Source organism: Lentzea rhizosphaerae (assembly GCF_042649515.1).
Lineage (GTDB): Bacteria > Actinomycetota > Actinomycetes > Mycobacteriales > Pseudonocardiaceae > Lentzea > Lentzea aerocolonigenes.
Window position 1 is genome coordinate 318,130 of sequence record NZ_JBHRZI010000011.1, and the last position, 24,319, is coordinate 342,448.

The 24,319-nt window shown below is 68.4% G+C and carries 19 protein-coding genes and 1 riboswitch; of the genes, 12 read left to right on the plus strand and 7 right to left on the minus strand.

Annotated elements, in window-relative coordinates; genetic code table 11:
* The first annotated feature begins 36 nt into the window (after positions 1-36).
* On the plus strand, positions 37-390 hold the full coding sequence (locus ACFOWZ_RS08825; protein WP_382370991.1) for a winged helix-turn-helix transcriptional regulator: 354 nt from the start codon (positions 37-39) through the stop codon (positions 388-390).
* On the plus strand, positions 387-1,013 hold the full coding sequence (locus tag ACFOWZ_RS08830; protein WP_382370993.1) for a hypothetical protein: 627 nt from the start codon (positions 387-389) through the stop codon (positions 1,011-1,013). The genes ACFOWZ_RS08825 and ACFOWZ_RS08830 overlap by 4 nt, the downstream gene beginning before the upstream one ends.
* Here ACFOWZ_RS08830 and ACFOWZ_RS08835 read toward each other — a convergent pair.
* Together ACFOWZ_RS08835 and gcvH are read right to left on the minus strand one after the other, a co-directional pair.
* Complete coding sequence (locus ACFOWZ_RS08835; protein ID WP_382370995.1) at positions 1,000-2,364, minus strand: L-serine ammonia-lyase; 1,365 nt, start codon at positions 2,362-2,364, stop codon at positions 1,000-1,002. The genes ACFOWZ_RS08830 and ACFOWZ_RS08835 overlap by 14 nt on opposite strands.
* Before the next feature lie 29 nt (positions 2,365-2,393).
* A complete protein-coding gene (gene gcvH / locus ACFOWZ_RS08840) occupies positions 2,394-2,774 on the minus strand; it encodes a glycine cleavage system protein GcvH (RefSeq protein ID WP_030471336.1) in 381 nt (126 codons plus the stop codon).
* A gap of 62 nt (positions 2,775-2,836) precedes the next feature.
* Positions 2,837-2,929, minus strand: a riboswitch (glycine riboswitch).
* Between the two features lie 138 nt (positions 2,930-3,067).
* On the opposite strand from gcvH, the gene ACFOWZ_RS08845 reads away from it, so the two are divergent.
* Both ACFOWZ_RS08845 and ald read left to right on the plus strand, forming a co-directional pair.
* Positions 3,068-5,311 (plus strand): alpha-L-fucosidase, encoded by a 2,244-nt coding sequence (locus tag ACFOWZ_RS08845; RefSeq protein ID WP_382370997.1) that lies wholly within the window; start codon positions 3,068-3,070, stop codon positions 5,309-5,311.
* Between the two features lie 104 nt (positions 5,312-5,415).
* Positions 5,416-6,528, plus strand: a complete 1,113-nt coding sequence (ald, locus tag ACFOWZ_RS08850; protein ID WP_382370998.1) for an alanine dehydrogenase — start codon at positions 5,416-5,418, stop codon at positions 6,526-6,528.
* 33 nt (positions 6,529-6,561) lie between these two features.
* Here ald and ACFOWZ_RS08855 read toward each other — a convergent pair whose 3' ends face one another.
* Genes ACFOWZ_RS08855 through ACFOWZ_RS08865 form a run of 3 tightly spaced genes read right to left on the minus strand, consistent with a single transcriptional unit; the run spans position 6,562 to position 9,243 of the window.
* Positions 6,562-7,104, minus strand: coding sequence for a hypothetical protein (locus ACFOWZ_RS08855; RefSeq protein WP_382370999.1), 543 nt, complete (start codon positions 7,102-7,104; stop codon positions 6,562-6,564).
* Positions 7,101-7,784 carry a TetR/AcrR family transcriptional regulator gene (locus tag ACFOWZ_RS08860; RefSeq protein ID WP_382371000.1) on the minus strand — a complete coding sequence of 228 codons (684 nt, stop codon included), beginning with the start codon at positions 7,782-7,784 and terminating at the stop codon, positions 7,101-7,103. Before ACFOWZ_RS08860 ends, ACFOWZ_RS08855 begins: the two co-directional genes overlap by 4 nt.
* A 10-nt stretch (positions 7,785-7,794) precedes the next feature.
* A complete protein-coding gene (locus ACFOWZ_RS08865; protein ID WP_382371001.1) occupies positions 7,795-9,243 on the minus strand; it encodes an MFS transporter in 1,449 nt (482 codons plus the stop codon).
* Between the two features lie 522 nt (positions 9,244-9,765).
* On the opposite strand from ACFOWZ_RS08865, the gene ACFOWZ_RS08870 reads away from it, so the two are divergent.
* The 8 genes from ACFOWZ_RS08870 (at position 9,766) to ACFOWZ_RS08905 (ending at position 21,504) form a co-directional block, all read left to right on the plus strand.
* Positions 9,766-9,891, plus strand: a complete 126-nt coding sequence (locus ACFOWZ_RS08870; protein WP_281248831.1) for a hypothetical protein — start codon at positions 9,766-9,768, stop codon at positions 9,889-9,891.
* Complete coding sequence (locus ACFOWZ_RS08875; protein WP_382371002.1) at positions 9,891-10,328, plus strand: hypothetical protein; 438 nt, start codon at positions 9,891-9,893, stop codon at positions 10,326-10,328. Before ACFOWZ_RS08870 ends, ACFOWZ_RS08875 begins: the two co-directional genes overlap by 1 nt.
* A gap of 22 nt (positions 10,329-10,350) precedes the next feature.
* Complete coding sequence (locus ACFOWZ_RS08880; RefSeq protein WP_382371003.1) at positions 10,351-11,301, plus strand: ABC transporter ATP-binding protein; 951 nt, start codon at positions 10,351-10,353, stop codon at positions 11,299-11,301.
* Complete coding sequence (locus ACFOWZ_RS08885) at positions 11,301-12,173, plus strand: hypothetical protein (protein ID WP_382371004.1); 873 nt, start codon at positions 11,301-11,303, stop codon at positions 12,171-12,173. The genes ACFOWZ_RS08880 and ACFOWZ_RS08885 overlap by 1 nt, the downstream gene beginning before the upstream one ends.
* Positions 12,174-12,220: 47 nt before the next feature.
* Positions 12,221-15,934: an ABC transporter ATP-binding protein gene (locus ACFOWZ_RS08890; protein WP_382371005.1), complete on the plus strand. Its 3,714-nt coding sequence runs from the start codon at positions 12,221-12,223 to the stop codon at positions 15,932-15,934.
* Between the two features lie 522 nt (positions 15,935-16,456).
* Positions 16,457-17,278, plus strand: coding sequence for a hypothetical protein (locus ACFOWZ_RS08895; RefSeq protein ID WP_382371007.1), 822 nt, complete (start codon positions 16,457-16,459; stop codon positions 17,276-17,278).
* A 283-nt stretch (positions 17,279-17,561) separates the two neighbouring features.
* Positions 17,562-21,245: a multifunctional oxoglutarate decarboxylase/oxoglutarate dehydrogenase thiamine pyrophosphate-binding subunit/dihydrolipoyllysine-residue succinyltransferase subunit gene (locus ACFOWZ_RS08900; protein WP_382371009.1), complete on the plus strand. Its 3,684-nt coding sequence runs from the start codon at positions 17,562-17,564 to the stop codon at positions 21,243-21,245.
* Positions 21,246-21,324: 79 nt separating this feature from the next.
* A complete protein-coding gene (locus tag ACFOWZ_RS08905) occupies positions 21,325-21,504 on the plus strand; it encodes a DUF6104 family protein (protein WP_030471325.1) in 180 nt (59 codons plus the stop codon).
* 115 nt (positions 21,505-21,619) lie between these two features.
* On the opposite strand, the gene ACFOWZ_RS08910 is transcribed toward ACFOWZ_RS08905, so the two are convergent.
* Positions 21,620-22,612 (minus strand): aldo/keto reductase, encoded by a 993-nt coding sequence (locus ACFOWZ_RS08910; protein WP_382371011.1) that lies wholly within the window; start codon positions 22,610-22,612, stop codon positions 21,620-21,622.
* Positions 22,613-22,667: 55 nt separating this feature from the next.
* A complete protein-coding gene (locus tag ACFOWZ_RS08915; protein ID WP_382371013.1) occupies positions 22,668-23,876 on the minus strand; it encodes an ABC transporter substrate-binding protein in 1,209 nt (402 codons plus the stop codon).
* Positions 23,877-24,319: the final 443 nt, after the last annotated feature.

Below are 24,319 nucleotides of genomic sequence, written 5' to 3' on the forward strand. Positions count from 1 at the left end.
ATCCAAAAACCACTAACTATCAGTTAGTATGCTGGTATGGACTTCAACGTGTTCGCCAAGGCGTGCCCGTCGCGCCCGACGCTGGAGCACGTCACCGGCAGGTGGGGCAGCCTGACGATGGGCGCGCTCGTGGACGGTCCGCTGCGGTTCAACGAGCTGCGCCGCCGCGTCGACGGGGTCAGCGAGAAGATGCTGTCCCAGACGTTGCACGCGCTGGAGCGCGACGGGCTCGTCCACCGCGAGGCGCAGCAGACGAACCCTCCGCGCGTCGACTACAGCCTCACGCCGCTCGGGCGCGAGACGGCGGAACGGCTGCTGTCGCTGATCCACCTCCTGGAGACGCGGATGCCCGAGGTGCTCGCGGCGCAGCAGGCGTACGACGCCCGGTGAAGGGCTGCCTGTACTGCTGGACCCAGGCCGAGCTGGACGTCCTCGACGGCGATCCCGCGCTGGTCCCGTACGACATCGTGAAGCAGTTCGCCCGGGAGTCCACGGATCACTTCGACCGCGACGAGTACGAGCTCGCGTGGCGGCGGCTCGCGCACCGGGTGGTCGGGGTCCTGGAGAACGAGCCGGACTCCATGTACACCACGGGACTGGAGCAGGCGCGCTTCACCAGTTGGCCTGAACACGAGCGCATCGCGCTGCGGTCCATGATCACCGACGTCGTCGTGCGCGCGGCCGGGGACGAGCAGCGCTGGCCGGCGTTGAACGACCTGATCCAGGCTGCAGCCCAGCTGGACCAGGACATGACCCCGTGGCTGCGTCTGGTCGAAAGCCTTCCCGACGGGGCCTTCGCGCATCTCGCCGCCTACTGGTCGCGGGACTTCCTGGTCAGCGACAGCAGCACCTACGGCGCCTGGCTGTTCTGGAAGAACCCCTCGGCGGGCGAGCAGATCGAGGAGTGGCTGCTCACCGCCGCCCTGCGCGACCGTCTGTCCGCAATGGACAGCGAGGTCGCGCAGAGGGCGCTGGAGCAGATCGACCAGGTGGCCGAGTTCAGCACTCGATGACGTTCACGGCGAGGCCGCCGCGTGCGGTCTCCTTGTACTTCACCGACATGTCCTTGCCGGTGTCGCGCATGGTCTTGATGACCTTGTCCAGCGAGACGAAGTGCGAGCCGTCGCCGCGCAACGCCATGCGCACCGCCGTGATGGCCTTGATGGACGCGACGGCGTTGCGTTCGATGCACGGGATCTGCACCAGGCCGCCGATCGGGTCGCAGGTCAGGCCGAGGTTGTGCTCCATGGCGATCTCGGCCGCGTTCTCGACCTGTTCCGGCGTGCCGCCGAGGACCTCGGCCAGGCCACCGGCGGCCATCGAGCACGCAGAGCCGACCTCGCCCTGACAGCCGACCTCGGCGCCGGAGATCGACGCGTTCTCCTTGAACAGCACGCCGATCGCGCCCGCGGTGAGCAGGAACCGGACGACACCGTCGTCGTTGGCTCCCGGCACGAACTTCGTGTAGTAGTGCAGAACCGCGGGCACGATGCCGGCCGCGCCGTTCGTCGGTGCGGTGACGACTCGGCCGCCCGCCGCGTTCTCCTCGTTGACCGCCAACGCGAAGAGCGTCACCCAGTCCATGACGCGCAGCGGGTCGGTGACGAAGTGCTCGCCCTCCAGCCGCTTGCGCATCTCGGCGGCGCGGCGGCGGACCTTGAGACCGCCGGGCAGGACGCCCTGTTCGGTGCAGCCGCGTTCCACGCACTCCTGCATGACGTGCCAGATGTGCAGAAGTCCTTGCCGGACCTCGTCCTCGCTCCGCCACGACAGCTCGTTGGCCATCATGATCTCGCTGATCGACAGGCCGGTTTCGCGGCAGCGCGCGAGCAGTTCGTCGCCGGTCAGGAACGGGTGCGGCAACGGTGTCGTGTCCGGCTTGATCCGGTCCGTGCCCGAAGCGTTCTCGTCGACGACGAAGCCGCCGCCGATCGAGTAGTAGACGGCGTGCTCGACCGACTCGTCGCCCTTGTACGCCTCGAAACTCATCCCGTTGGGGTGCAACGGAAGCGACTTGCGGCGGTGCATGACGAGATCGCGGTCGTGCACGAAGCCGATCTCGTGCGCGCCGCCGAGCCGGAGCCGTCCGCCCGCGACGATCTCCTCGACGCGGGTGGCCGCGACCGTGGGGTCGACTTCTTCCGGGAGGTTGCCTTCGAGACCGAGGAACACGGCCTTGGGGCTGCCGTGCCCGTGCCCGGTCGCACCGAGGGAGCCGAAGAGCTCGACGTGCACGCGGTCCACTTCGGACACCCGCGAGCCGAGCTTCTCGACGAACATCGCGGCCGCGCGCATAGGGCCGACGGTGTGGGAGCTGGACGGTCCGATGCCGACGGAGAAGAGGTCGAAAACGCTGATCGCCACTGATCAGTCCTTCGTGGTGGGGTCCGCTGTCAGTCTTTGGTGAGCTCGGCGTACTTCGCCGCCGTGAGCAGGTTCTCCGCCGACTCGACGCGCACCTTGAACAGCCAGCCGGCACCGTACGGCTCGTTGTTGATGACCGCCGGGTCGTCCACGACAGCGCTGTTGACCTCGATCACCTCACCGGTGACGGGCGAGAACAGGTCGCTGACCGACTTGGTGGACTCGAGCTCGCCGCACACCTCGTTGGAGACGACCTTCGCGCCGACCTCGGGGAGCTGAACGAAGACGATGTCACCGAGGGCGTCTGCGGCGTACTCGGTGATCCCGCAGGTCAACGGGTCCTGGGTACCCGGCGTCCAGTCGACCCACTCGTGTTCGTGGGTGTAGAGCAGGTTCTCGGGGAACTCCACGGCGACTCCTCTGGCTGTGACGGGTCAGGACAACTAACGCCCCCTCCGCCGTGCAGAGTTGCCTACCCCGAGCGGTCTTGCTGCCTGAGAGTGTGCGGGAGCTTGCCCCTTCGGCGCCCCGACCAGTTCGTCGAGGTCTCTCCCACTCGGGTTCTGGTGCCTCACGGGCACCGCGGCCGGTCTTCAGTTCTCGGCGCGAACGCTATGTGCGGCCACCGCCAAGTGTCAACGCGAGATGGTTGACATCGGGACGAGCGCTGCCAGGGTGAGGTGAGGCAGACATCGGAGGTCTCATGAGGAAACCGTTCGTCCTCACCCTGCTCGCCTCACTGGTGCTGACTCCCGTCCCGGCTGCGTCGGCCGCAGACGCCCCAGCTCCCCTCACCGTCCCCATCGGCCACCTCTTCGACAACGACGGCATCGACACCGCGTCGGACCGGACCGGGAACTTCGACGGCTCCGGCTACGCGTTCCCCGCGGAGGGTCTGCCGTCCGGCCAGGTCACGGCCGATGGTGTGCCGTACCTGTTCCCGGGAAATTCACAGACCAAGAACAACAACGTGGTCGCGACGGGCCAGCGGATCGAGCTTCCGAAGGGCCGTTATCTCACCGCGCACTTCCTCGTGGCGTCCTCGTACGGGGCGGCCGGCGGGACCGCCACGGTGCACTACGCGGACGGATCGTCCACGACCGGTGCTCTCAGCGGACCTGACTGGTACTCCGGCAGTGGTCCGATCTCCGCGCCGTTCCGGTACTCGCCCGGCGGGACCGACCAGCACCCGGTGTCGATCGGGACCGCCCAGGTGTGGGCGGATCCTCAGAAGGACGCGGTCGCCGTCACGCTGCCGGTGACGAACCCGGCGGTCGAGGGCAAGTCCTCGCTGCACGTCTTCGCGCTGTCGTTGCAGCCCGCAGGCAAGGGCGAGGTGCTCGCGGTCCGCGGCGCGCGCAGCACGACCAAGCTGCCGCGGGTGGGTGGTCAGACGATCGAGGCCACCGTCGTGAACCTCGGCGACCGGTGGGTCTCGAACGTCTCGGTGCGGGCGGAGGGCCTCGGTGTCGTGACGCTCCAACCGGCGCTGGTTCGTCGGCTCGCGCCCGGTGAGGAGGCGCGGGTGCGGATCGGAATCCACGCCTACCGGACCGGCACGTTCGACGGGAAGGTCATCGCGTCGTCCGGACGTGTGTCGGCCTCGCAGAAGGCCAGGTTCACGCTGGGAGTGGCGGACTACCAGGCGACCGACGCGTCGCTCGGCACCCACGAGTCGCCGTACTGGTTCGACGACGCGAAGTTCGGGATCTTCATCCACTGGGGGCTGTACTCGGTGCCCGCGTGGTCGCCGCCGGGCGAGCAGTACGCGGAGTGGTACTGGCAGTGGATGCAGAACCCGTCCAACGCCGTGAACGCCTACCACGCGGCGACGTACGGGAAGGACTTCGCCTACGACCAGTTCATCCCGCAGTTCACCGCGTCGAAGTTCGATCCGCGCGAGTGGGTGAGGTTGTTCGAGGAGGCGGGCGCGAAGTACTACGTGCTGACCTCGAAGCACCACGAGGGCTTCGCGCTGTGGGACTCGAAGGTGTCCGGCCGCGACTCCGTCGATCTCGGGCCACGCCGCGACCTGGTGAAGGAGCTGTTCGACGCGTCGCGGAAGTACACGCCTGGACTGAAGAACGGCCTCTACTTCTCGATGCCTGAGTGGTTCAACCCGGACAACCCGTGGAGTGGCCACGGGCCGCGCAATCCCTACTCCGGCGCGCCTGAGCCCTACACCGGCTACCAGGCCGGGAGGGATTTCGTGAAGGACTACCAGGCGCCGCAGATGACCGAGCTGGTCGACGGGTACGACCCGGACGTCATCTGGTGTGACATCGGCGGCGCGAACGACTCGCGGCGGGTGCTGGCGGACTACTTCAACAAGGCCAAGAACCGGGCCGTGCCCAAGGACGTGACGGTCGACGACCGGTGCGGCATCCCGACCCACGACTACACGACGCCGGAGTACGCGACGTACCCGAACACCGTGGTGAAGAAGTGGGAGGCCTCCCGCGGTCTCGACCCGCGCTCGTACGGGTGGAACCGGGCGACGCCGGACTCGATGTACATGACCGCGGACGAGGTGATCGACACGCTGGTCGACACGACGTCCAAGAACGGCAACTTCCTGCTGGACATCGGCCCGCGGGCGGACGGCTCGATCCCGGAGATCATGCAGCAGCGCCTGCGCGAGACCGGGGCGTGGCTGCGGACGAACGGCGAGTCGATCTACGGCACGACGTACTGGTCGCGGATGGCCCAGCTGGGTTCGCTGCGGTTCACCGTGAAGCCGAACGAGGCGTTCTACATCACCTCGCTGGACCGGCCGGGGTCACAGCTCGTGGTCGACGCACCGGTGCCGGTGCGCGATGGTGACCGCATCACGCTGCTGGGGCACGACAAGCCCCTGAAGTGGACCCGATCGGGTGGAAAACTGGTGGTCGACGTGCCTGCGGGCGTCGGCCAGCACGCATGGGTGTTCAAGGTCGCTTTGTCCTAGGAGAACAACCGGACAGTGCCCGGATAGTGCGATCCGCACGGTGACATGACCTTCCGGCTGCCTCACATTGTGAGACAGAGGCCAGCCCGATCGGAGGAGTCACCGTGCGGATCGCAGTTCCCCGCGAGATCAAGAACCACGAGTACCGCGTCGCCCTCACCCCGGCGGGCGCTCACGAGCTGACCAGCCGCGGCCACGACGTGTTCGTCGAGCAGGGTGCCGGTCTGGGTTCCGCCATCACCGACGAGGAGTACCTCGCCGCGGGCGCCAAGATCCTCGCTTCCGCCGACGACGTCTGGGCCGAGGGCGACATGGTCCTCAAGGTCAAGGAGCCGATCGCCGAGGAGTACCCCCGTCTCCGCGCGGGCCAGACCCTCTTCACGTACCTGCACCTCGCCGCCGACAAGCCGCTGACCGAGGCGCTGCTCGCGTCCGGCACCACGGCCATCGCCTACGAGACCGTGCAGCTGCCGAACCGCTCCCTGCCGCTGCTCGCCCCGATGTCCGAGGTCGCGGGCCGCCTGGCCCCGCAGGTCGGCGCGTTCTCCCTGATGAAGCCCTCCGGCGGCCGCGGCGTGCTGCCCGGCGGCGTCCCCGGTGTCGCCCCGGCCCGCGTGGTCGTGATCGGCGGCGGTGTCGCCGGCCTGAACGCCGCCACCATCGCCGTCGGCATGGGCGCGGACGTGCAGATCCTCGACACCAACGTCGACCGCCTGCGCTCCATCGACGCCCAGTTCCAGGGCCGGTTGAGGACTTTGGCCTCCAACTCCTTCGCGATCGAGCAGGCCGTCCGCGAGGCCGACCTGGTCATCGGCGCCGTGCTGGTGCCGGGCGCCGCCGCCCCGAAGCTCGTCTCGAACGCGCTGGTCGCCGACATGAAGCCGGGCTCGGTGCTCGTCGACATCGCGATCGACCAGGGCGGCTGCTTCGAGGACTCGCGTCCCACCACGCACGCCGAGCCGACCTACGAGATCCACAACTCGGTCTTCTACTGCGTGGCGAACATGCCGGGCGCCGTGCCGCGCACCTCGACCTACGCGCTGACCAACGTGACGCTGCCGTACGCGGTTTCCCTGGCCGACAAGGGCTGGGAGAAGGCGCTGAAGGACGACCGTTCGCTCGCCCTGGGCCTCAACGCCCACGCCGGCAAGCTGACCAACGGCCCGGTGGCCGAGGCGACCGGCCTCGTGCACACGCCGCTGGAGTCCGTGATCTGAGAGCCAACTGAATGATGGAGCCCCCGCACGCGATCAACGCTGCGGGGGTTTCGCCTCTTCGGCCAGCGTGACGACCCTCGGCCAGTCTTCCGGCTTTCTGAACTGCCCGAGGTACCGCGCGCATCGGTCGACGAAGGTCAGGTCGCTCGGCGCGAGTCTGGTCTTCGCGATCACCTCGTGCGGGTCGTACATCGGCGGCGTGACGAACGCCCGTTCCTCGTCGAGGTACTCACCGCCACCGAGGTCCGCCACGGCCAGCGCGACCGCGATGCAGAGCACCACGCTGACGCGGGTGACAGCGTGGTTGTACCGCGCAGTGACCGTCACGAACATCGTGTCGTCGTCGCTCCACTCGGTGATGTCGACCGTGTCCACCTCGGCGCCGTCCCCCGTGGGCAGCAGGACGGTGAAGGTGATGTCGGTGCCGACCGGCTCGATGGTCACCGTCGGTGCGTTGCCCGACAGTTCCGGGACTTCGTCCGTCGCCAGGAGCTCGCCGAGCACCTCCCGGGTCCGCCGCAGGAGTGCGGAGACCTCGAACGGCCGCCTGACCGAGCCGTCGATGCTCCAGCTCATGACCGCACCGCCGCGACCTTCGCCCTGATGCCGTCGATCACGCAGTCGAGCCCGAACTCGAACTGCCCCTCCAGCGACCAGATCTCCTGCTCGTCCAGCATCGCGACGTAGTTCGGGTGCTTCTCCCGGTACAGGTCGGCGATCTTCCCCAGATCCGGCGGCGGTGAGTCCATCCCGCCGCGTCCGACGAAGTTCACCTCGGCGACCGCGTACCCGACGACGAAGCTCGACACCGTCGAAATCGACTGCGCGGCCAGCGGCATCGGCAGGCCCGCCCGCAGCAGGGGCGCGAACATCGAGTCCGCCATCGCCACCGCGTTCGGGCCGATGCTGTTGAACTCGCCGATGCCGCGGACCCACCACGGGTGTTTGAACGCGAGACGACGCAACGAGTGCATCATCTCGCGCACCGCGGTCTCCCACTCGGTGTCGGGGTCCGGCAGCTCGAACTCGCCGTAGATCTCGTCGAGGCAGAGCTCGATCAGCGCGTCCTTGGTGGGCACGTGCCAGTAGAGCGACATCGGTGCCGCGCCCAGTGCGGCCGCGAGCTTGCGCATGGACAGCTTCTGCATCCCGTGCTCGTCCAGCATCTCCACCGCCTTGCGGACGATGGCCTCCCGGCTCAGGCCGAGGGGCTGGCCGCTGCTGGGCCTGGGTTTGCTGAACCACACGCTGTCCACGACGGCGATCCTAGGCACGGCGCAGCAGAACGCTGGCCACAACACCTCCCAGGAACACCGCGACAGCACCGATCAACAGGCTGACGCTCATGCCGTTCGAGAACGCGTCACGCACGACCGTGATGTCCGCACCGCTGTGCAGCGCCTCGCTCAGCGACCGGCCGGGAACGCCGTCGGGGAGTTCGGAGACGAACCTCGCCGACAGCAGCGCGCCCAGCACCGCGATGCCGAACGAGGAACCCAGCTCGGTCAGCGTGCTCGACAGACCGGACGCGATGCCGGCGCGTTCCGGCGGGATGGATCCCATCAGCGCGTTGACCGCGACCGGTTGTGCCACACCGACTCCCACGCCGATGAGGACCAGGCCGGCCAGCGTCGGCGGGTAGGTGGTGCCGATCGACAGCAGCACCACACCGCCCGCGACGATCGTCATGCCGAGCAGCATCGCCTTGCCGGCGCCCAGTTTCAGCACGAGCTGTCCCAGGGTGTTGCTGGTGACGAGCAACGCGATCGCCATCGGCGCCACCCGGATTCCCGCCTCCAGCGGGCTGTAGCCGAGCACGCCCTGGAGGTGTTGCGTCAGCAGGAAGAGCGAGCCCGCCATGCCGAACGCCGCCAGCACGCCGGACGCCACCGCGCCGGTGAAGCGGCGGTCGGAGAAGAAGCCGAGGTCGAGCATCGGCTCGGCGGTGTGCCGTTCCCACAACGCGAAACCTGTCATCGCGACCAGGCCGAGCGCCACCGGCAGACCGAACTCCAGCGAGCCGAAACCGTGCTCCGGCACGGAGATCACCGCGTACACCAGCGAGACCATGCCGATGATCGACAGGACCGAGCCGACGACGTCCGGCCTGCGCACGGTCGGGTCCTTCGACTCCGGCACCAGCGCGGCGACCGCGCCGATCGCGAGGACGGCCACCGGCACGTTGATCAGGAACACCGAGCCCCACCAGAAGTGCTTGATCAGCGCGCCGCCGATCACCGGGCCCGCCGCGAAGCCGAGGCTCGTGACCGCGGCCCAGATGCCGATGGCCTTCGGTCGTTCCTTCTCGTCGAACAACTGCATGAGCACGGCCAGCGTGCCCGGCATCAGCATCGCGGCGCCGACGCCCATGAAGCCGCGTGCCGCGATGAGGGCCTCGGCCGAGCCCGCGTACGCCGCCACGGCGCTGCCGGCGCCGAACAGGGCCAGGCCTGCCAGCAGTGCGCGCTTGCGGCCGAACCTGTCGCTCAACGCACCGGTCGTGAGCAGCAGGCCCGCCAGCGCGAGCGAGTAGGCGTTGATCATCCACTGGATGTCCGCGGTGCTCGCGCCCAGTCCGGTGGAGATCGACGGGATGGCCACGTTCAGCACGGTGTTGTCCAGCACCACGACCATCACGGACAGGCAGAGCACGCCGAGCACGGCCCAGCGCTGGGGGTGCGGGCGCACCCCGACCTCCTCGGTCGTCGAAGTCATCGTCCCCCCTTACGGTGTACGAGGAACTTACAGCGTACGAGGCCCAAGACGCACGAGGTTTTCGTTCAGAGGTGCCGCAGGTGGCATGCGTACCCGCGAAGGCGCCCAGCGCCTGAGCCTCGGGGGGGGGGGGAGGTTTGGGGGGTCGTCCCCCCAACAACAACTAAGCGGGCTCCGGCGAGGTCGGCCGAAGGCCGACGAGCACCGGAGCCCGCTCCGCTTAGGGCGGCCGCGCTCAACCAGCCTGGGGGTCACTGGGAGCGGGGCCGCCGAGAACAAATATAGCGGGCCCGAGCGGGGCGCGCCCAGCACCCCCACCCAAACACGACCAGAAAGTTTCCCCGACTGGACCACTGCCCGTGTTCGGCTCGTCCAGCAAACGAGTGAATTCCCCCTCGCGCGGTGCGGCGAGCAGGGCCAACGGCCGATGAAGACGGAGTCGGGAGTCGCTCGAAGGGAGATTCCATGGCTGAACCACAGGGATGGATCCACTGCCACGACCCGTTCGGTCGGGACAGATCGATGACCGTTCTGGTCGAGAACGACCGAGTTCTCCTGGTCACGCCGCCGGGCGAGACCGCTGTGATGTCCGCCACCCAGACACGCCGCCTGGGCTCATTGCTCGACCAGGCCACGGCGAAGATGTGATGGACGAGACCCTGCGTGACGCGGTGCTGCAACGGCTGGCACTGCTGGACAAGGTGGCCGAGCACGGCGAGGCCGAGGCACTGGTTCCGCTGGCCCGCGCGGAGATCCACCGCCTCGCGGACGGCTGGCGCCTGCTGCTCACGGTGCACCAGCCCGACGAGGACGGCAGGTGCAAGGCGTGCCCGGGCTGGCTGCGGCGCCGCCGGTGGCCGTGCCAGGTCTGGAACATGGCGCACCAGCACCTGATCGGTGAAGGGCTGCCCCATCGCGAACGACGGCGGCCGTTGCGCAACCCGTTCACCCGATCGGGCGTTATCGAGCTGCCGGAGGAGACACCGGTCGAGATGACCACCGAGCTGCCGATCTTGAGCGACGATCCACCGCTGGTGCACCGCGCGCCGGTCGTGACTCGGCCGAAGCACGCCTTGCCGGACTGACACATCAGGCAGGATGGGCCGCATGCATGACGGCAGCGGCCTCATCGCGGTCCAGAACCTGACCAAGCAGTTCGGGTCTGTCACGGCCGTGCACAACCTGAGCTTCACCGTGTCACCCGGCAGCGTGACGGGCTTCCTCGGCCCGAACGGTGCGGGCAAGACGACGACCCTGCGAATGCTGCTGGGACTCGTGAAGCCGACGGGCGGCACGGCGACGATCAACGGACGCCCGTTCCACCAGCTCGGCCAGCCCGGCCGCGTGGTGGGGGCGGTGCTGGAGGCGCAGGGGTTCCACCCCGCGCGCTCGGCCCGCAACCACCTGCGCGTGTACGCGGCGGCCATCGGCGTGCCGGACGCTCAGGCCGACCAGGTCATCGGACTGGTCGGCCTGGGCAGCGCGGCCGACCGCAAGGTGGGCGGGTTCTCGCTCGGCATGAAGCAGAGACTGGCGCTGGCCACCGCGTTGCTCGGTGACCCGCAGGTCCTGGTGCTGGACGAGCCGGCGAACGGCCTCGACCCCGAGGGCATCGCGTGGCTGCGCACGTTCCTGCAGTCGTACGCGCGCATGGGACGCACGGTGCTGATCTCCAGCCACCTGCTGGCGGAGGTCGAGCAGACCGTCGACCAGGTCGTGATCATCTCGCGCGGGCAGACGATGTTCTACGGACCGTTGGAGCAGTTGCGGCAGTCGCAGCAGCGGCGCGTTCTCGTGCAGCCGTCGGACATCAACGCACTGGCGACCGCACTGCGGGCTGAAGGCGTGCACGCGATCGAGCAGCTGCCCGACGGCAGGCTCGCCGTGTCCGGTGTGGACTCCCGGCACGTGGCGGACAGCGCGTTGAAGGCCGGCGTGTCGATCTACGGCATCCAGGAGGAGCAGGTCGACCTCGAACGGCTGTTCTTCCAGCTCACCAGTGGCCAGTACGCGGGGCACGCGCCGGCCCCCTTCAAGCAGCAGGGTGGTTGGGCCTGATGGGCAACCTCGTACAGGCGGAGCTCCGCAAGACGACGACGACCGGGCTGTGGTGGGGTCTGCTGATCCCGACCGCGGTGCTGGCGCTCGGCTGGGGGCTCGCGACCGGGCTGCTCGGGCAGTTCTTCGTGGACCTCGCGTCGTCCAGCGACGTCGACGAGGTGTCGGACTTCCTCGGGGTGACGCCGGACCAGTGGAAGATCTCGCTGTTCGGCATGGCCCGGGCGATCAACATCTCGACGATCTTCCCGATGATCTTCGGCGCGATGGCGATCTCCGGTGAGATCAACCGGCGGACGATCACGACGACGTTCCTCACCGCACCGTCGCGCATGCACTCGATGCTGGCGAAGATGCTGGTCTACGTCCTGTGGGGCGCGATCTACGGTCTCGTGATCATGCTGTTCGTCAGCCTCGGCGTCGTGTTCACCAGCTCCGCGGGGCAGCTGCCGGACGCGGGCGGCTGGGCGATGCTGACGCTGGTCTGCGTGCTGTCGTCGATCCTGATGACGATGTTCGGCGTCGGCGTCGGCGCGCTGATCCCGAACGTCGCGGGCTCGATCGTGTTGCTGCTGCTGTACTTCCTGGTGATCGAGAACGTGCTGCACGGCGTGCTCGCGTACCTCGAGGTGCCGTCGGTGATCGGGTTCCTGCCGAACGGGTCGATCAACGGGCTCACCGGGTCGGTCGCGGTCGACCTCTTCCTCTCCACGGCCGGTGTGGTGCCGCCGGAGATCGAGGACGTGCTGCGCGCGATCGCCGGTGCCGGTGGTGCGCTCGACTGGTGGTGGTCGGGGCTCGTGTTCCTCGGCTGGGCCGGGGTCGTGTTCGCGGGCGGCTGGGCGGTCACGCAGTCGAAGGACATCACCTGACCTGCGGTTTCTGACGCCACAATTTTCTGTCGGACCCCGAACGTACTGTGGATCCCGTGACCAAGGGCTGGATCCGCCGACTGACCGCAGCGTGCTGGCAGCACCCCCGGCTGGTGGTGCTGTCGGTGGTGGCCGCGGTCGTCGGCGTGGGTCTGCAGGCGGCGGGGCCGTTGCTGCTCAAGACGGCGATCGACGACTCGACGGTTGGCCGCACCGATCGGTTGTGGCCGTTGATGGTCGTGCTGGTCGTGCTGGAGCTGCTCACGTTCGGGTCCGCGTTCCTGCGGCGCTACCTGGGCGGGCGGCTGGCGCTGGGCGTGCAGCACGACCTGCGGCTCGGCGTGTTCTCGGCGGTGCAGCGGCTCGACGGCGCGAAGCAGGACGAGATGCGGACGGGTCAGATCGTGTCGCGCTCGATAACCGACCTGCAGATGGTGCAGTCGCTGCTGATGATGGCGCCGTTGGCGATCGGCACCGTCGTGTTCGCGGTGGCCGCCCTGGCCGCGATGATCTACCTGTCGGTGCCGTTGACGATCATCGCGGTGATCGTGGTGCCGCTGGTGGCGTGGCTGGCGGGCCGCACCAGGCTGACGTTGTTCCCCGCCACCTGGTCCGCGCAGCAGCGGGCCGCCGATCTGGCGCAGCACGTCGAGGAGACCGTCACCGGTGTCCGCGTGGTGAAGGGCTTCGGCCAGGAGGCGCGTGAGGTCGCGCGGCTGGAGAAGCACGCCCGTTCGCTGTTCGCGGAACGGATGCGGGCGGCCCGGTTGTCGTCGAAGCCCCTGGCGAGCGTGACGGCGCTGCCGTTGCTCGGGCAGGTCGCGGTGCTCGGCCTGGGCGGCTGGCTCGCGTTGCACGGCCAGGTCACGCTGGGCACGTTCCTGGCGTTCACGACGTACGTGGCGAACCTGGTGGGGCCGACGCGGTTGTTGTCCAGCCTGGTGGTGTCCGCGCAGCTGGCCCGTGCCGGCGTGGAGCGGGTGTACGAGCTGATGGACTCGCAGCCGGACGTGAAGGACGGGCCAGCCGAGGTGCCGTCCGGGCCGCTCGGGATCTCGTTCTCGGACGTGACGTTCGGGTACGCGCGCAGCGAACCGGTGCTGCAGGACTTCTCGATCTCGGTCGAGCCGGGCGAGACGCTGGCGCTGGTCGGCACCGCGGGTTCCGGCAAGTCGACGGTGTCGTTGCTGCTGCCGCGTTTCTACGACGTGCACGCCGGTGCCGTCCGGGTCGGTGGCGCGGACGTGCGGACGTTGCAGCTGGAGTCGTTGCGCGGCGCGGTGGGTGTGGTGTTCGAGGAGGCGTTCCTCTTCTCGGACACGGTGTTCGCGAACATCGCGTACGGCAGGCCGGACGCGTCGCGCGAGGAGGTCGAGCGCGCCGCGAAGGCCGCGGAGGCGCACGACTTCATCGAGGCGCTGCCGCTGGGCTACGACACGGTGGTCGGTGAACGCGGGCTGACGTTGTCCGGCGGTCAGCGCCAGCGCGTGGCTCTCGCTCGTGCGCTGCTGTCCGATCCGCGCGTGCTGGTGCTGGACGACGCGACGTCCGCGGTGGACAACGCGACGGAGGCCGCGATCCACGCGACGCTGGCCTCGGTGACGGAGAACCGCACGACGTTGCTGGTGGCTCACCGGCGTTCCACGCTGTCGCTGGCCGACCGGATCGCCGTCCTGGACGCGGGCCGGGTGGTCGACATCGGCACCCACGAGGAGCTGACGTCGCGCTGCGCCCTCTACCGCGACCTGCTGGCGGGTCCCGGCGAGGCGATCGAGTCGGCCGCGCCGGTGCGGACCGGTGAGCTGTGGCCCGCGTTGTCGCAGGAAGACCTGGACCAGCGCCTGATCGACGAGGCCAAGACCTCGGCGCCCGCGTCGTCCGGCGGGCGGCGAGGAGGAGGTGGCGGCGGGGGCATGGCCGCGCTGGCCGGTGGCCCGCCGACGCCGGAGCTGCTGGCGCAGGTGCGGGCGTTGCCGCCGGCCACCGAGGTGCCGGTGCTGCACGGGGAAGATCCGCGCGCCCCCGATCCGGGCTTCCGCCTGGCCCGGCTACTGCGCCCGGTCCGCTGGGGGCTGGCCGCCGTGGCCGCGCTGGTGGTGCTGGACGCGTTGGTCGGCATGGGCCTGCCCGCGCTGGTGCGCCTGGGCGTCGACGGCGGCGTGACGACCGGTGCCGAGTCGGCGTTGTGGCTCGCGGTGGGCCTCGGCGCGGGCCTGGTCGTGGTCGGCTGGCTGACGACGGCGGGCAGCACGATCTTCGCCGCCCGCCTGGGCGAACGGCTGCTCTACCTGCTCCGCGTCCGCAGCTACGCCCACCTGCAACGCCTCGGCCTCGACTACTACGAGCGCGAGATGGCCGGCCGCATCATGACGAGGATGACGACGGACGTCGACGCCCTCTCGACGTTCCTGCAGACCGGCCTCGTCACCGCCGTGATCAGCCTGATCACCGTCGTCGGCATCACGGCGGCCCTGGTGTTCACGGACGCGTCGCTGGCCATGATCGCGCTGTCGGTGCTGCCCGTGCTGCTGGTCGCGACCGTGATCTTCCAGCGCCTCTCCTCCACCGCGTACGCAGAAGCCCGCGAACGGGTCAGCGCGGTGAACGCGGATCTCCAGGAGAACGTGTCCGGCCTGCGCGTCTCCCAGGCCTACACCCGAGAGCGCCGTTCCGCGGAGGCGTTCGCGGAACGCAGCGACGCCTACCGCCGTACCCGCCTGCGGGCCCAGCGCTACATCGCCACGTACTTCCCGTTCGTCGCGATGCTCTCGGGCGTGGCTCAGGCGATCGTGCTGGCCGTCGGCGCCCACCGCGTCGCCACCGGCACCCTGACCCCCGGCGTGCTGCTCGCCTTCGTGCTGTACCTGGGGCTGTTCTTCAGCCCGATCCAACAGCTCTCCGGCGTCTTCGACGGCTACCAGCAGGCCCGAGTGGGCCTGCACCGCATCGGTGACCTCCTGCGCACTCCCAGCACGGTGGAGCCGCCGACGTCCCCCGTCCCCGTCCCGCCCCACCTGCGCGGCGAGGTGGAACTCCGCAACGTCAGCTTCACCTACGCGGGCGCCGACCAGCCGGCCCTGGCAGACGTGACCCTGCGCGTCACCCCAGGCGAAACCGTCGCCCTGGTGGGCGAAACAGGCGCAGGCAAGTCCACACTGGTCAAACTGATCGCCCGCTTCTACGACGCCACAGCAGGCACAGTCCTGGTGGACGGCGTGGACGTCCGCACCTACGACCTCTCGTCCTACCGCCAACGCCTGGGCGTGGTCCCCCAAGAAGCACACCTCTTCGGCGGCGACGTGGCCACCAACGTCGCCTACGGCCGCCCCACCGCCACAGAACAGGAAATCCAGCAGGCGGTAGAAGCCGTAGGCGCCCTCCCGATGGTCGCCACCCTCCCCAACGGCTTCCGCCAGCCAGTGGGCGAACGCGGCAACCGCCTCTCAGCCGGCCAACGCCAACTGGTGGCCCTGGCCAGAGCCGAACTGGTGAACCCGGACCTCCTCCTGCTGGACGAAGCCACCGCAGCTCTGGACCCGGCCACCGAGTCAGCCGTCCTGGCCGCCAGCGACCACCTGACAGGCACCCGCACCACCTTCGTGGTCGCCCACCGCCTGGCCACCGCCGCCAAAGCCGACCGAATCATCGTCCTGGCCAACGGCCGCATAGCCGAACAGGGCACCCACGCCGACCTCCTAACCGCCAACGGCCCCTACGCCCGCCTGTGGCGCCACGGCACCACCCCGGAGGCAGCCGCCTGACCCAGGCAGCTGCGGCTTCTGGGGTGGTGCCGTGGCGCACCCCCGCCAGCCGCCAGCCCGAACCGGGGGCCCAAGGCGCGGTCCACCGAATGGCACCCGCACCGCCGACCGGGACGCGCTCAACCGACTGGGGCGCCGCTCCGGCAAGGAATGCCGCCCGGCCGCACGCCGACGCCGCGCGGGTGGCGGTCGGAGGCGAATGGACCGAGCCTCGTCCGCACCCGAGCCTCGCCGAACGTCCCCTGGGCCCGGCCGCCTTCCGCCCACGTCCCCGCACTGGGCTTCCCCGCGCGCCGCATCGCTTCGACCGGCTCACTTCGCCTCGCCGGCCGAACGTCCCGACCTCCTCCACGCGGCCCCCAGCGCCACCGGGCGCGAACTGGGCGCCGCCCCACCGCCAACCAGGCGCGCCCCACCACGAAACCCCACCCTCAGCCCGTGGCCCCCGCCACGATCCCTCGTCCCCGCCGCCACCCATGACGTACAACCCAACTCCCGGACCAGCCAGGTCAAGGAGCCCAAATGCCCCGCCCCACCGTCCTGTACGTCTCCGACCTCAGCTACCCGGCCAGGGGCCGGCGCTACTGCGACGAGGACATCTACCTGACCTCCCGCCTCCGCGACCACTTCGACCTGGCCATCTGCCACCCCGAAGACGCCGAAACCCTCATGCGAGGCTTCGACACGGTGGTCGTCCGCAACAGCGGCCCCGTCATCGACTACCCCGAGGCCTACGAGCGGTTCCGCGAGCAGGCGCGAGCCACCGGCCAACGCGTCTACAACCCGCTCACCGGCAAGGCCGACATGGCCGGTAAGCAGTACCTGATCGACCTGACCGATCAGGGGTTCCCGGTCATCCCCACGATCGACGACCCGGCGCACCTCGAACGCCTCCCCGAGACGCCCGAGTACGTCGTGAAGCCCAAGGCCGGCGCCGACTCGCACGGGCTCGAGTTCACGACAGCGGAGAACCTCGCCTCCACCACGAACAAAGACGGCGTCCTCATCCAGCCGAAGATCGAATTCAGCTACGAGGTGTCGTTTTACTTCGTGGACCGCGACTTCCAGTACGCCCTGCACGCGCCGGATCCCGCCCAACGCTGGGAACTCACCCCCTACGACGCAACCCCAGAAGATCTGGAGTTCGCCCAAACCTTCATCGACTGGAACGACCTCGACCACGGCGTTCAGCGGGTCGACGCCTGTCGCACCCAGGAAGGAGAACTCCTGCTGGTCGAGCTGGAGGACCTGAACCCGTACCTGTCCCTCGACCGGACGACAGACGAGACCAAAGACGCATTCGTCGAGGCGATGATCAGGTCGATCCAGGGCTCGCTGACCTGAGCAAGATCAATCCGCGAACGCGAGAACTCATACCTATCGTGAACTGATCACTGCGTTCGGTGCGTATGCCAGTCCAACGGTGCACGGAAAGGGAGGAGACGTAGTGAGACGCACATCAAGAACTGCTCAACTGCGGGTGACGCCAGGCCCGTCCTGATCGATCCTGTGACAGAGCACTCCTTGCCAGGTGCCTCCAGCGTGTGAAGGCCGAGGCCTGGGGGACTAGCCTGACTACCGCATGAGTCAACACCAAGAGCGAGATGGATAGAGGCGAGCGCCAGCCGTGTCCAGCAGCAGTCCTGCGTCACAATTCGGGCCGAACGAGTGGCTCGTCGAGGAGATGTACGAGCAGTTCCTCGCGGACCCGTCATCCGTAGACCCGGCGTGGCATGACTTCTTTGCCGACTACAAGCGTGCGGGCGGCAACGGCACCGCCACGGCCAGCGCGGGTGGCGGTACCTCCACCACGACCGCGACCGTGACGCCGCCGGCAGCCGACAACGGCAAGGCCACGCCCGCCGCACCCAAGCCGGCCGCGCAGCCCAAGCCCGCGGCCTCGCTGCCGCAGACCGGCAAGCCCGCGCCCCAGCAGGCCGCGAAGGCCAAGCCGGTCACGCAGAGCGCGCAGCCCGAGCAGAAGCAGCTGCGCGGTGCCGCCGCCGCGATCGCGAAGAACATGGAGCTCTCGCTCACCGTTCCGACCGCGACCAGCGTTCGTGCCGTGCCCGCCAAGCTGCTGGCCGACAACCGCATCGTCATCAACAACCACCTGAAGCGGACGCGTGGCGGGAAGGTCTCCTTCACGCACGTCATCGGCTACGCGGTGGTCCGGGCGCTGCAGGCGTTCCCGAACATGAACCGGCACTACGCCGAGGAGAACGGCAAGCCGTTCGTCGTCACGCCGGAGCACGTGAACTTCGGTCTGGCGATCGACCTGCCCGGCAAGGACGGGCAGCGCACGCTGGTCGTCGCGTCGGTCAAGGGCTGCGAGAACATGACGTTCACGCAGTTCTGGCAGGCCTACGAGGACCTGATCCGCAAGGCTCGCGCAGGGTCGCTGACGACGGAGGACTTCTCCGGCACCACGATCTCGCTGACCAACCCCGGCACGATCGGCACGAACCACTCGGTGCCGCGGCTGCAGGCCGGTCAGGGCGCGATCATCGGCGTCGGCGCCATGGAGTACCCCGCGCACTTCCAGGGCACCAGCGAGCAGGCGCTCACCGACATGGGCGTCAGCAAGATCATCACGCTGACCAGCACGTACGACCACCGCATCATCCAGGGTGCGGAGTCGGGCGAGTTCCTCAAGCGCGTGCATCAGCTGCTGCTCGGCGAGGACGGCTTCTACGACGACATCTTCGCGTCGCTGCGCCTGCCCTACGAGCCGATCCGCTGGGTCGCCGACATCCCCGAGGGCGCTGTCGACAAGACGGCCCGCGTCATCGAGCTGATCGACGCGTTCCGCACGCGCGGCCACCTGATGGCCGACACGGACCCGCTGAACTACCGCCAGCGCAGCCACGCTGACCTGGACGTGCTCAGCCACGGCCTGACGCTGTGGGATCTGGACCGCGAGTTCCCGGTCGGCGGCTTCGCCGGCAAGGAGCGGATGAAGCTCCGCGACATCCTGGGTGTGCTGCGCAACTCGTACTGCCGCACGGTCGGCGTCGAGTACATGCACATCCTGGAGCCGGAAGAGCGGCAGTGGATCCAGGACCGCGTCGAGGTTCCGCACGAGAAGCCGCCGGCCACCGTGCAGAAGTACATCCTCAGCAAGCTGAACGCGGCTGAGGCGTTCGAGACGTTCCTGCAGACCAAGTACGTCGGCCAGAAGCGCTTCTCGCTGGAGGGCGGCGAGACCGTCATCCCGCTGCTCGACGCGGTGCTCGACAAGGCCGCCGAGCACGAGCTCGACGAGGTCGTCATCGGCATGCCGCACCGCGGCCGCCTGAACGTGCTCGCGAACATCGTCGGCAAGCCGATCTCGCAGATCTTCCGCGAGTTCGAGGGCAACCTCGACCCCGGCCAGGCCCACGGCTCTGGCGACGTGAAGTACCACCTCGGTGCCGAGGGCAAGTACTTCCGCATGTTCGGCGACGGCGAGACCAAGGTGTCGCTGACGGCGAACCCGTCACACCTCGAGGCCGTCGACCCGGTGCTCGAGGGCATCGTGCGCGCCAAGCAGGACCTGCTCGACCGCGGCGGCGACTCCTTCCCTGTGCTCCCGGTCGCCATGCACGGTGACGCGGCGTTCGCCGGTCAGGGTGTCGTGGCCGAGACGCTGAACCTGGCGCTCGTGCGCGGCTACCGCACCGGTGGCACGGTCCACATCGTCGTCAACAACCAGGTCGGCTTCACCACCGCGCCGGAGCACTCGCGGTCCTCGAAGTACTCGACCGACGTCGCGAAGATGATCGGTTCGCCGGTCTTCCACGTGAACGGTGACGACCCCGAGGCCTGCTACTGGGTCGCGAAGCTGGCCGTCGACTACCGCCAGGCGTTCGCCAAGGACGTCGTGATCGACATGGTCTGCTACCGCCGCCGCGGCCACAACGAGGGCGACGACCCCTCGATGACGCAGCCGGCGATGTACGACGTGATCGACCAGAAGCGTTCGGTCCGCAAGACCTACACCGAGGCGCTGATCGGCCGCGGCGACATCACGGTCGAAGAGGCCGAGAAGGCGCTGCAGGACTTCTCCAGCCAGCTGGAGCACGTCTTCAACGAGGTCCGCGAGCTCGAGAAGCACCCGGTGACGGTCAGCCCGTCGGTGGAGGCCGAGCAGCAGGTCCCCGCGAAGCTGCCGACCGGCATCACGCGCGAGACGCTCGAGCACATCGCCGACGCGCACGTGAACCTGCCTGAGGGCTTCACGCCGCACGCCCGCGTCAAGCCGGTGCTGGAGCGCCGCGCGAAGATGGCGCGCGACGGCGGCATCGACTGGGCGTTCGCCGAGCTGCTCGCGTTCGGCTCGCTCGCGCTGGAGGGCCGCAAGGTCCGCCTGGCCGGTCAGGACTCGCGCCGCGGCACGTTCGTGCAGCGCCACGCGACCCTGATCGACCGCAAGACCGGCGAGGACTACACGCCGCTGCAGCACCTGTCGCCGGACCAGGGCAAGTTCATGGTCTACGACTCGGTGCTGTCGGAGTTCGCCGCGCTCGGCTTCGAGTACGGCTACTCGGTCGCGAACCCGCAGGCGCTGGTGCTGTGGGAGGCGCAGTTCGGTGACTTCGTCAACGGCGCGCAGCCGATCATCGACGAGTTCATCTCGTCCGGTGAGGCGAAGTGGGGTCAGCGTTCCGACGTCGTGATCCTGCTGCCGCACGGCCACGAGGGCCAGGGCCCGGACCACACGTCGGGCCGCATCGAGCGCTGGCTGCAGCTGTGCGCCGAGGGCTCCATGACCGTCGCGGTGCCGTCGACCCCGGCGAACTACTTCCACCTGCTGCGTCGCCACGCCCTCGACGGCGTCGACCGCCCGCTCGTGGTGTTCACGCCGAAGTCGATGCTGCGTCTCAAGGCCGCGGTGTCCGGGACCGACGAGTTCATCAACGACCGCTTCCAGTCGGTCATCGACGACCCGACGGTCAAGGACGCGAACGCCGTCACGAAGGTCCTGCTGTGCAGCGGCAAGATCTCCTACGAGCTGCACGCCGAGCGCGAGAAGCGCGGCAGCGGCGACGTGGCGATCGTGCGCGTCGAGCAGCTCTACCCGGTCCCGGCCCGCAAGCTGACCGAGACCCTCGAGCGCTACCCGAACGCGAAGGACGTCCGCTGGGTGCAGGAGGAGCCGGCGAACCAGGGCGCCTGGCCGTTCTACGGTCTGGCCCTGCCGGAGCTGCTGCCCGAGCACCTCGGCACCGTCCGCCGCGTGTCGCGCCGCCCGATGGCCGCCCCGTCGGCCGGTTCGAGCAAGGTGCACGAGGTCGAGCAGCGCGAGATCATCACCCGCGCGTTCGAGTGAGCCAGTACTGAACGAGCGAGCCGCCGGACTCCTTTGGGGTCCGGCGGCTCGTTTTCTAAGCCCTCACAGGAGTTTTCCCATGTATCACACCGATCGCGGCATCGAGGAGCTCGAGAAGCGGCGCGGCGAGGAAGAGGTCACCTTCGCGTGGCTCGCCGACAAGCTGCGCGAGTTCGTCGACGCCAACCCGGACTTCGAAACGCCGATCGAGCGCTTCGCCACGTTCCTGGCGCGCGACGACGACGACTTCGAGGACTGACCGCCAAACGGCATTGGTCCAACCTCCCCAGCTGATTTGACCGCACGCGGGGCCCTCGCGTACCGCACGAGAGTACGAAAGGTCCCCGCGTACTGCTGAGCAGGCGGGGATTGGTTCACCAGGCGTAGGCCTCCGGTGCCGGCTTCGACCCGTTCGGAGCCGGTGCCGGGAACAGCTCGTCCAGCTTGGCCAGCACCTCCGCGTCCAGCTTCAACTCCGCGGCCCGCAACGAGTTGTCGAGCTGCTCGACCGTGCGTGGCCCGATGATCGGCGCGGTCACCCCTTCCTGGTGCAACAGCCAGGCGAGACCGACGTTCGCCGGGTCCTCCCCGATCTCCGCGCAGAGCTTCTCGTAGGCGTCGATCGTGTCGCGGTACTTCTCCAACGCGTCCGCCGAGCGCCCGGACGAACTGCGGGACGCGCCGCCCTCACGCTGCTTGCGCAGCACGCCGCCGAGCAGTCCGCCGTGCAGTGGTGACCACGGGATGACGCCCAGGCCGTAGTGCCTGGCCGCCGGCAGCACTTCCAGCTCGACCCAGCGGGTCATCAGGTTGTAGATCGACTGCTCGGACACGAGGCCGAGGAAGCCTCGCGTGCGCGCGGCCTCGGCGGCCTGGGCGATGTGCCAGCCCGCGAAGTTCGACGAGCCGAAGTAGATGACCTTGCCCTGCTGGCGCAGCACGGAGAAGGCTTCCCAGATCTCGTCCCACGGCGTTTCGCGGTCGACGTGGTGCATCTGGTACAGGTCGATGTAGTCCGTTTGCATGCGCTGCAGGGAGGCGTCACAAGCGCGGCGGATGTTCAGCGCCGACAGCTTGGTCTCGTTGGGCCAGTCACCCATGCTGCCGTAGAGCTTGGTGGCGACGACCGTCCTTTCGCGACGGGTGCCGCCCTGGGCGAACCAGCGGCCGATGATGTTCTCGGTGACGCCTTCGCCCTTCTTCCAGCCGTAGACGTTGGCCGTGTCGAAGAAGTTCAGGCCGTGTTCGTGGGCGCGATCCATGATCGCGTGGCTGTCGGCCTCGGTCGTTTCGGGACCGAAGTTCATCGTGCCTAGGCACAGGCGGGAGACGGACAGGCCGCTGCGACCGAGGTTGGTGTACTCCATGACTTCCACCCTGCCCCTCGGCAGGGCGTGATGCCACGTGGAGTTGCTCCAGGCATCACCGGCCGGCTCTTCTGCTGACCTCCGACTCGAACTGGTTCGCGACGATCGTGAGCCCTCCCGGCACCTTGGAGTCGGGCCGGAGAACGAACGTCTGCGTCGCGGACGGCCTGCCGGTGATGGAGAACCTCAGCGGAACGGACGTCCCTCCCGATTCCACGCTGTCGACCTCGCGGAACGCCTTGAGCACGCCTTCGCGGGAGAAGTCCTTGTGCTCGCAGGCTCTCTTCAGCACCGAGCCGAAGCTCAACCCGACCAGGTAGCCGTAGTTGACCGCCATCGACGGAGTTCCCTTCGGAAAAGTCGACCGGTACTCCGCTGCGACCTGGCGGGGGCCGGGGATCGCGGCGTCGAAGGGGGCGACCGATGACAGCACGAAAACCTGACGCTCCATGACTGGCGCGAGTTGTCCCTGCAACAGCTCAGGGGCGAAACCCGGATTGTTGATGATGATCGGCACGGCGAGCCCGAGCTGCGCGGCGGCGGCGACGGCACTCGCTGTCTGCCGCGGGTTGGTGCTCAGGACGAGTGCCTTCGCGCCGGCCTGCTTGAGAGCCGCTATCCCCGGCGACATGTCCGGATCAGCGTTCTGGAGGGCGGCTTTCGTCAAGTTGAGGCCGAGTTGCGCGACAGCGAAGGTACTGCCGGCAACGGCGTCGTCACCGTATTCTTCCTCGTCGCTGATGCGCAGATGGCCCACCGTGTCGCCGCGGCTGAGCAGGCCCTGTCGCATCAGGTGTTCGAGGCCGTTCATGACGTCGACCTTGTAGGTCGCTCCGACCACCATCATGTACGGGTTGTCGAGCAAGGCGCTGTTCCACGAGGTCGGCGCCGTCAGCACCTGCTGGTGGAGAACGTCGTCCTCGATCGACTGGGTGATCTGCGCTCCGACGAGCTGGATGAACCCGAGCACCTCGGGCTCCAGGGACAAGTACTCCTTCTTGCCCTTTTCGGTGTCGAAGGCGTGGTCACGCACGATCAGTTCGACTTTTCTGCCGCAGATGCCGCCTTTGGAATTCACCTCGTTGACGAAGAGCTGATTGCCTTCGGTGACGTTCCTGCCACCCGAAGCAAACGGGCCGGAGAGGTCACTCAGAACGCCGAGACGAATCTTGTCCTCTGTCACTCCGGGCCCGCCGTGAAAGCGTTCGGTGGAACTCGCGCCACCACCGGCTTCACCGCACGCAGCCAAAAGAGCTGCGGTCACGACCAAGGAAAGAACCCTGCGAGGATTTGCGGACAAAATTCACACTCCCGGAACATCAACGTCTGGCGAGACTACCCAAAACAACGAGCTGAATCAGGAGTCGAACTTGACCCATCTGGCGGCAACCGGCGTTCCGTAAACGTTTCCTCGACGGACTTCTACTGGAAACTTCCGTGCACGATCCGCATGGGAGCGCTCTCACGGCCGCCACAGTTTTGACAGTGTTGAGAACTGAAGTTTCGAACCTGTCGCCGAACCAACAGGCCCGTTAGTTTTCTGGTGTTCTCCAGTTCATTTCCTGCGAGCGCGTGGTCCACGAACTCGCCGTCACCGCAACCCTGCAGCGGCGACGGCCGTCCTGAGCGCCCTCGACGGGCGGGCCGAATGCGGCTCGGCCAAGCTCGTCGATCGACTGGGGGCGCTTGCGGTGGGAGTGGGAGTAG

Bases quoted from the DNA above. Each gene is read 5' to 3' on its own strand.
- ACFOWZ_RS08825 (WP_382370991.1), top strand. From the start codon at position 37: ATGGACTTCAACGTGTTCGCCAAGGCGTGCCCGTCGCGCCCGACGCTG.
- ACFOWZ_RS08845 (WP_382370997.1), top strand. From the start codon at position 3,068: ATGAGGAAACCGTTCGTCCTCACCCTGCTCGCCTCACTGGTGCTGACT.
- ACFOWZ_RS08855 (WP_382370999.1), bottom strand. From the start codon at position 7,104: ATGAGCTGGAGCATCGACGGCTCGGTCAGGCGGCCGTTCGAGGTCTCC.
- ACFOWZ_RS08865 (WP_382371001.1), bottom strand. From the start codon at position 9,243: ATGACTTCGACGACCGAGGAGGTCGGGGTGCGCCCGCACCCCCAGCGC.
- ACFOWZ_RS08870 (WP_281248831.1), top strand. From the start codon at position 9,766: ATGACCGTTCTGGTCGAGAACGACCGAGTTCTCCTGGTCACGCCGCCG.
- ACFOWZ_RS08875 (WP_382371002.1), top strand. From the start codon at position 9,891: ATGGACGAGACCCTGCGTGACGCGGTGCTGCAACGGCTGGCACTGCTG.
- ACFOWZ_RS08880 (WP_382371003.1), top strand. From the start codon at position 10,351: ATGCATGACGGCAGCGGCCTCATCGCGGTCCAGAACCTGACCAAGCAG.
- ACFOWZ_RS08885 (WP_382371004.1), top strand. From the start codon at position 11,301: ATGGGCAACCTCGTACAGGCGGAGCTCCGCAAGACGACGACGACCGGG.
- ACFOWZ_RS08895 (WP_382371007.1), top strand. From the start codon at position 16,457: ATGCCCCGCCCCACCGTCCTGTACGTCTCCGACCTCAGCTACCCGGCC.
- ACFOWZ_RS08905 (WP_030471325.1), top strand. From the start codon at position 21,325: ATGTATCACACCGATCGCGGCATCGAGGAGCTCGAGAAGCGGCGCGGC.
- ACFOWZ_RS08910 (WP_382371011.1), bottom strand. From the start codon at position 22,612: ATGGAGTACACCAACCTCGGTCGCAGCGGCCTGTCCGTCTCCCGCCTG.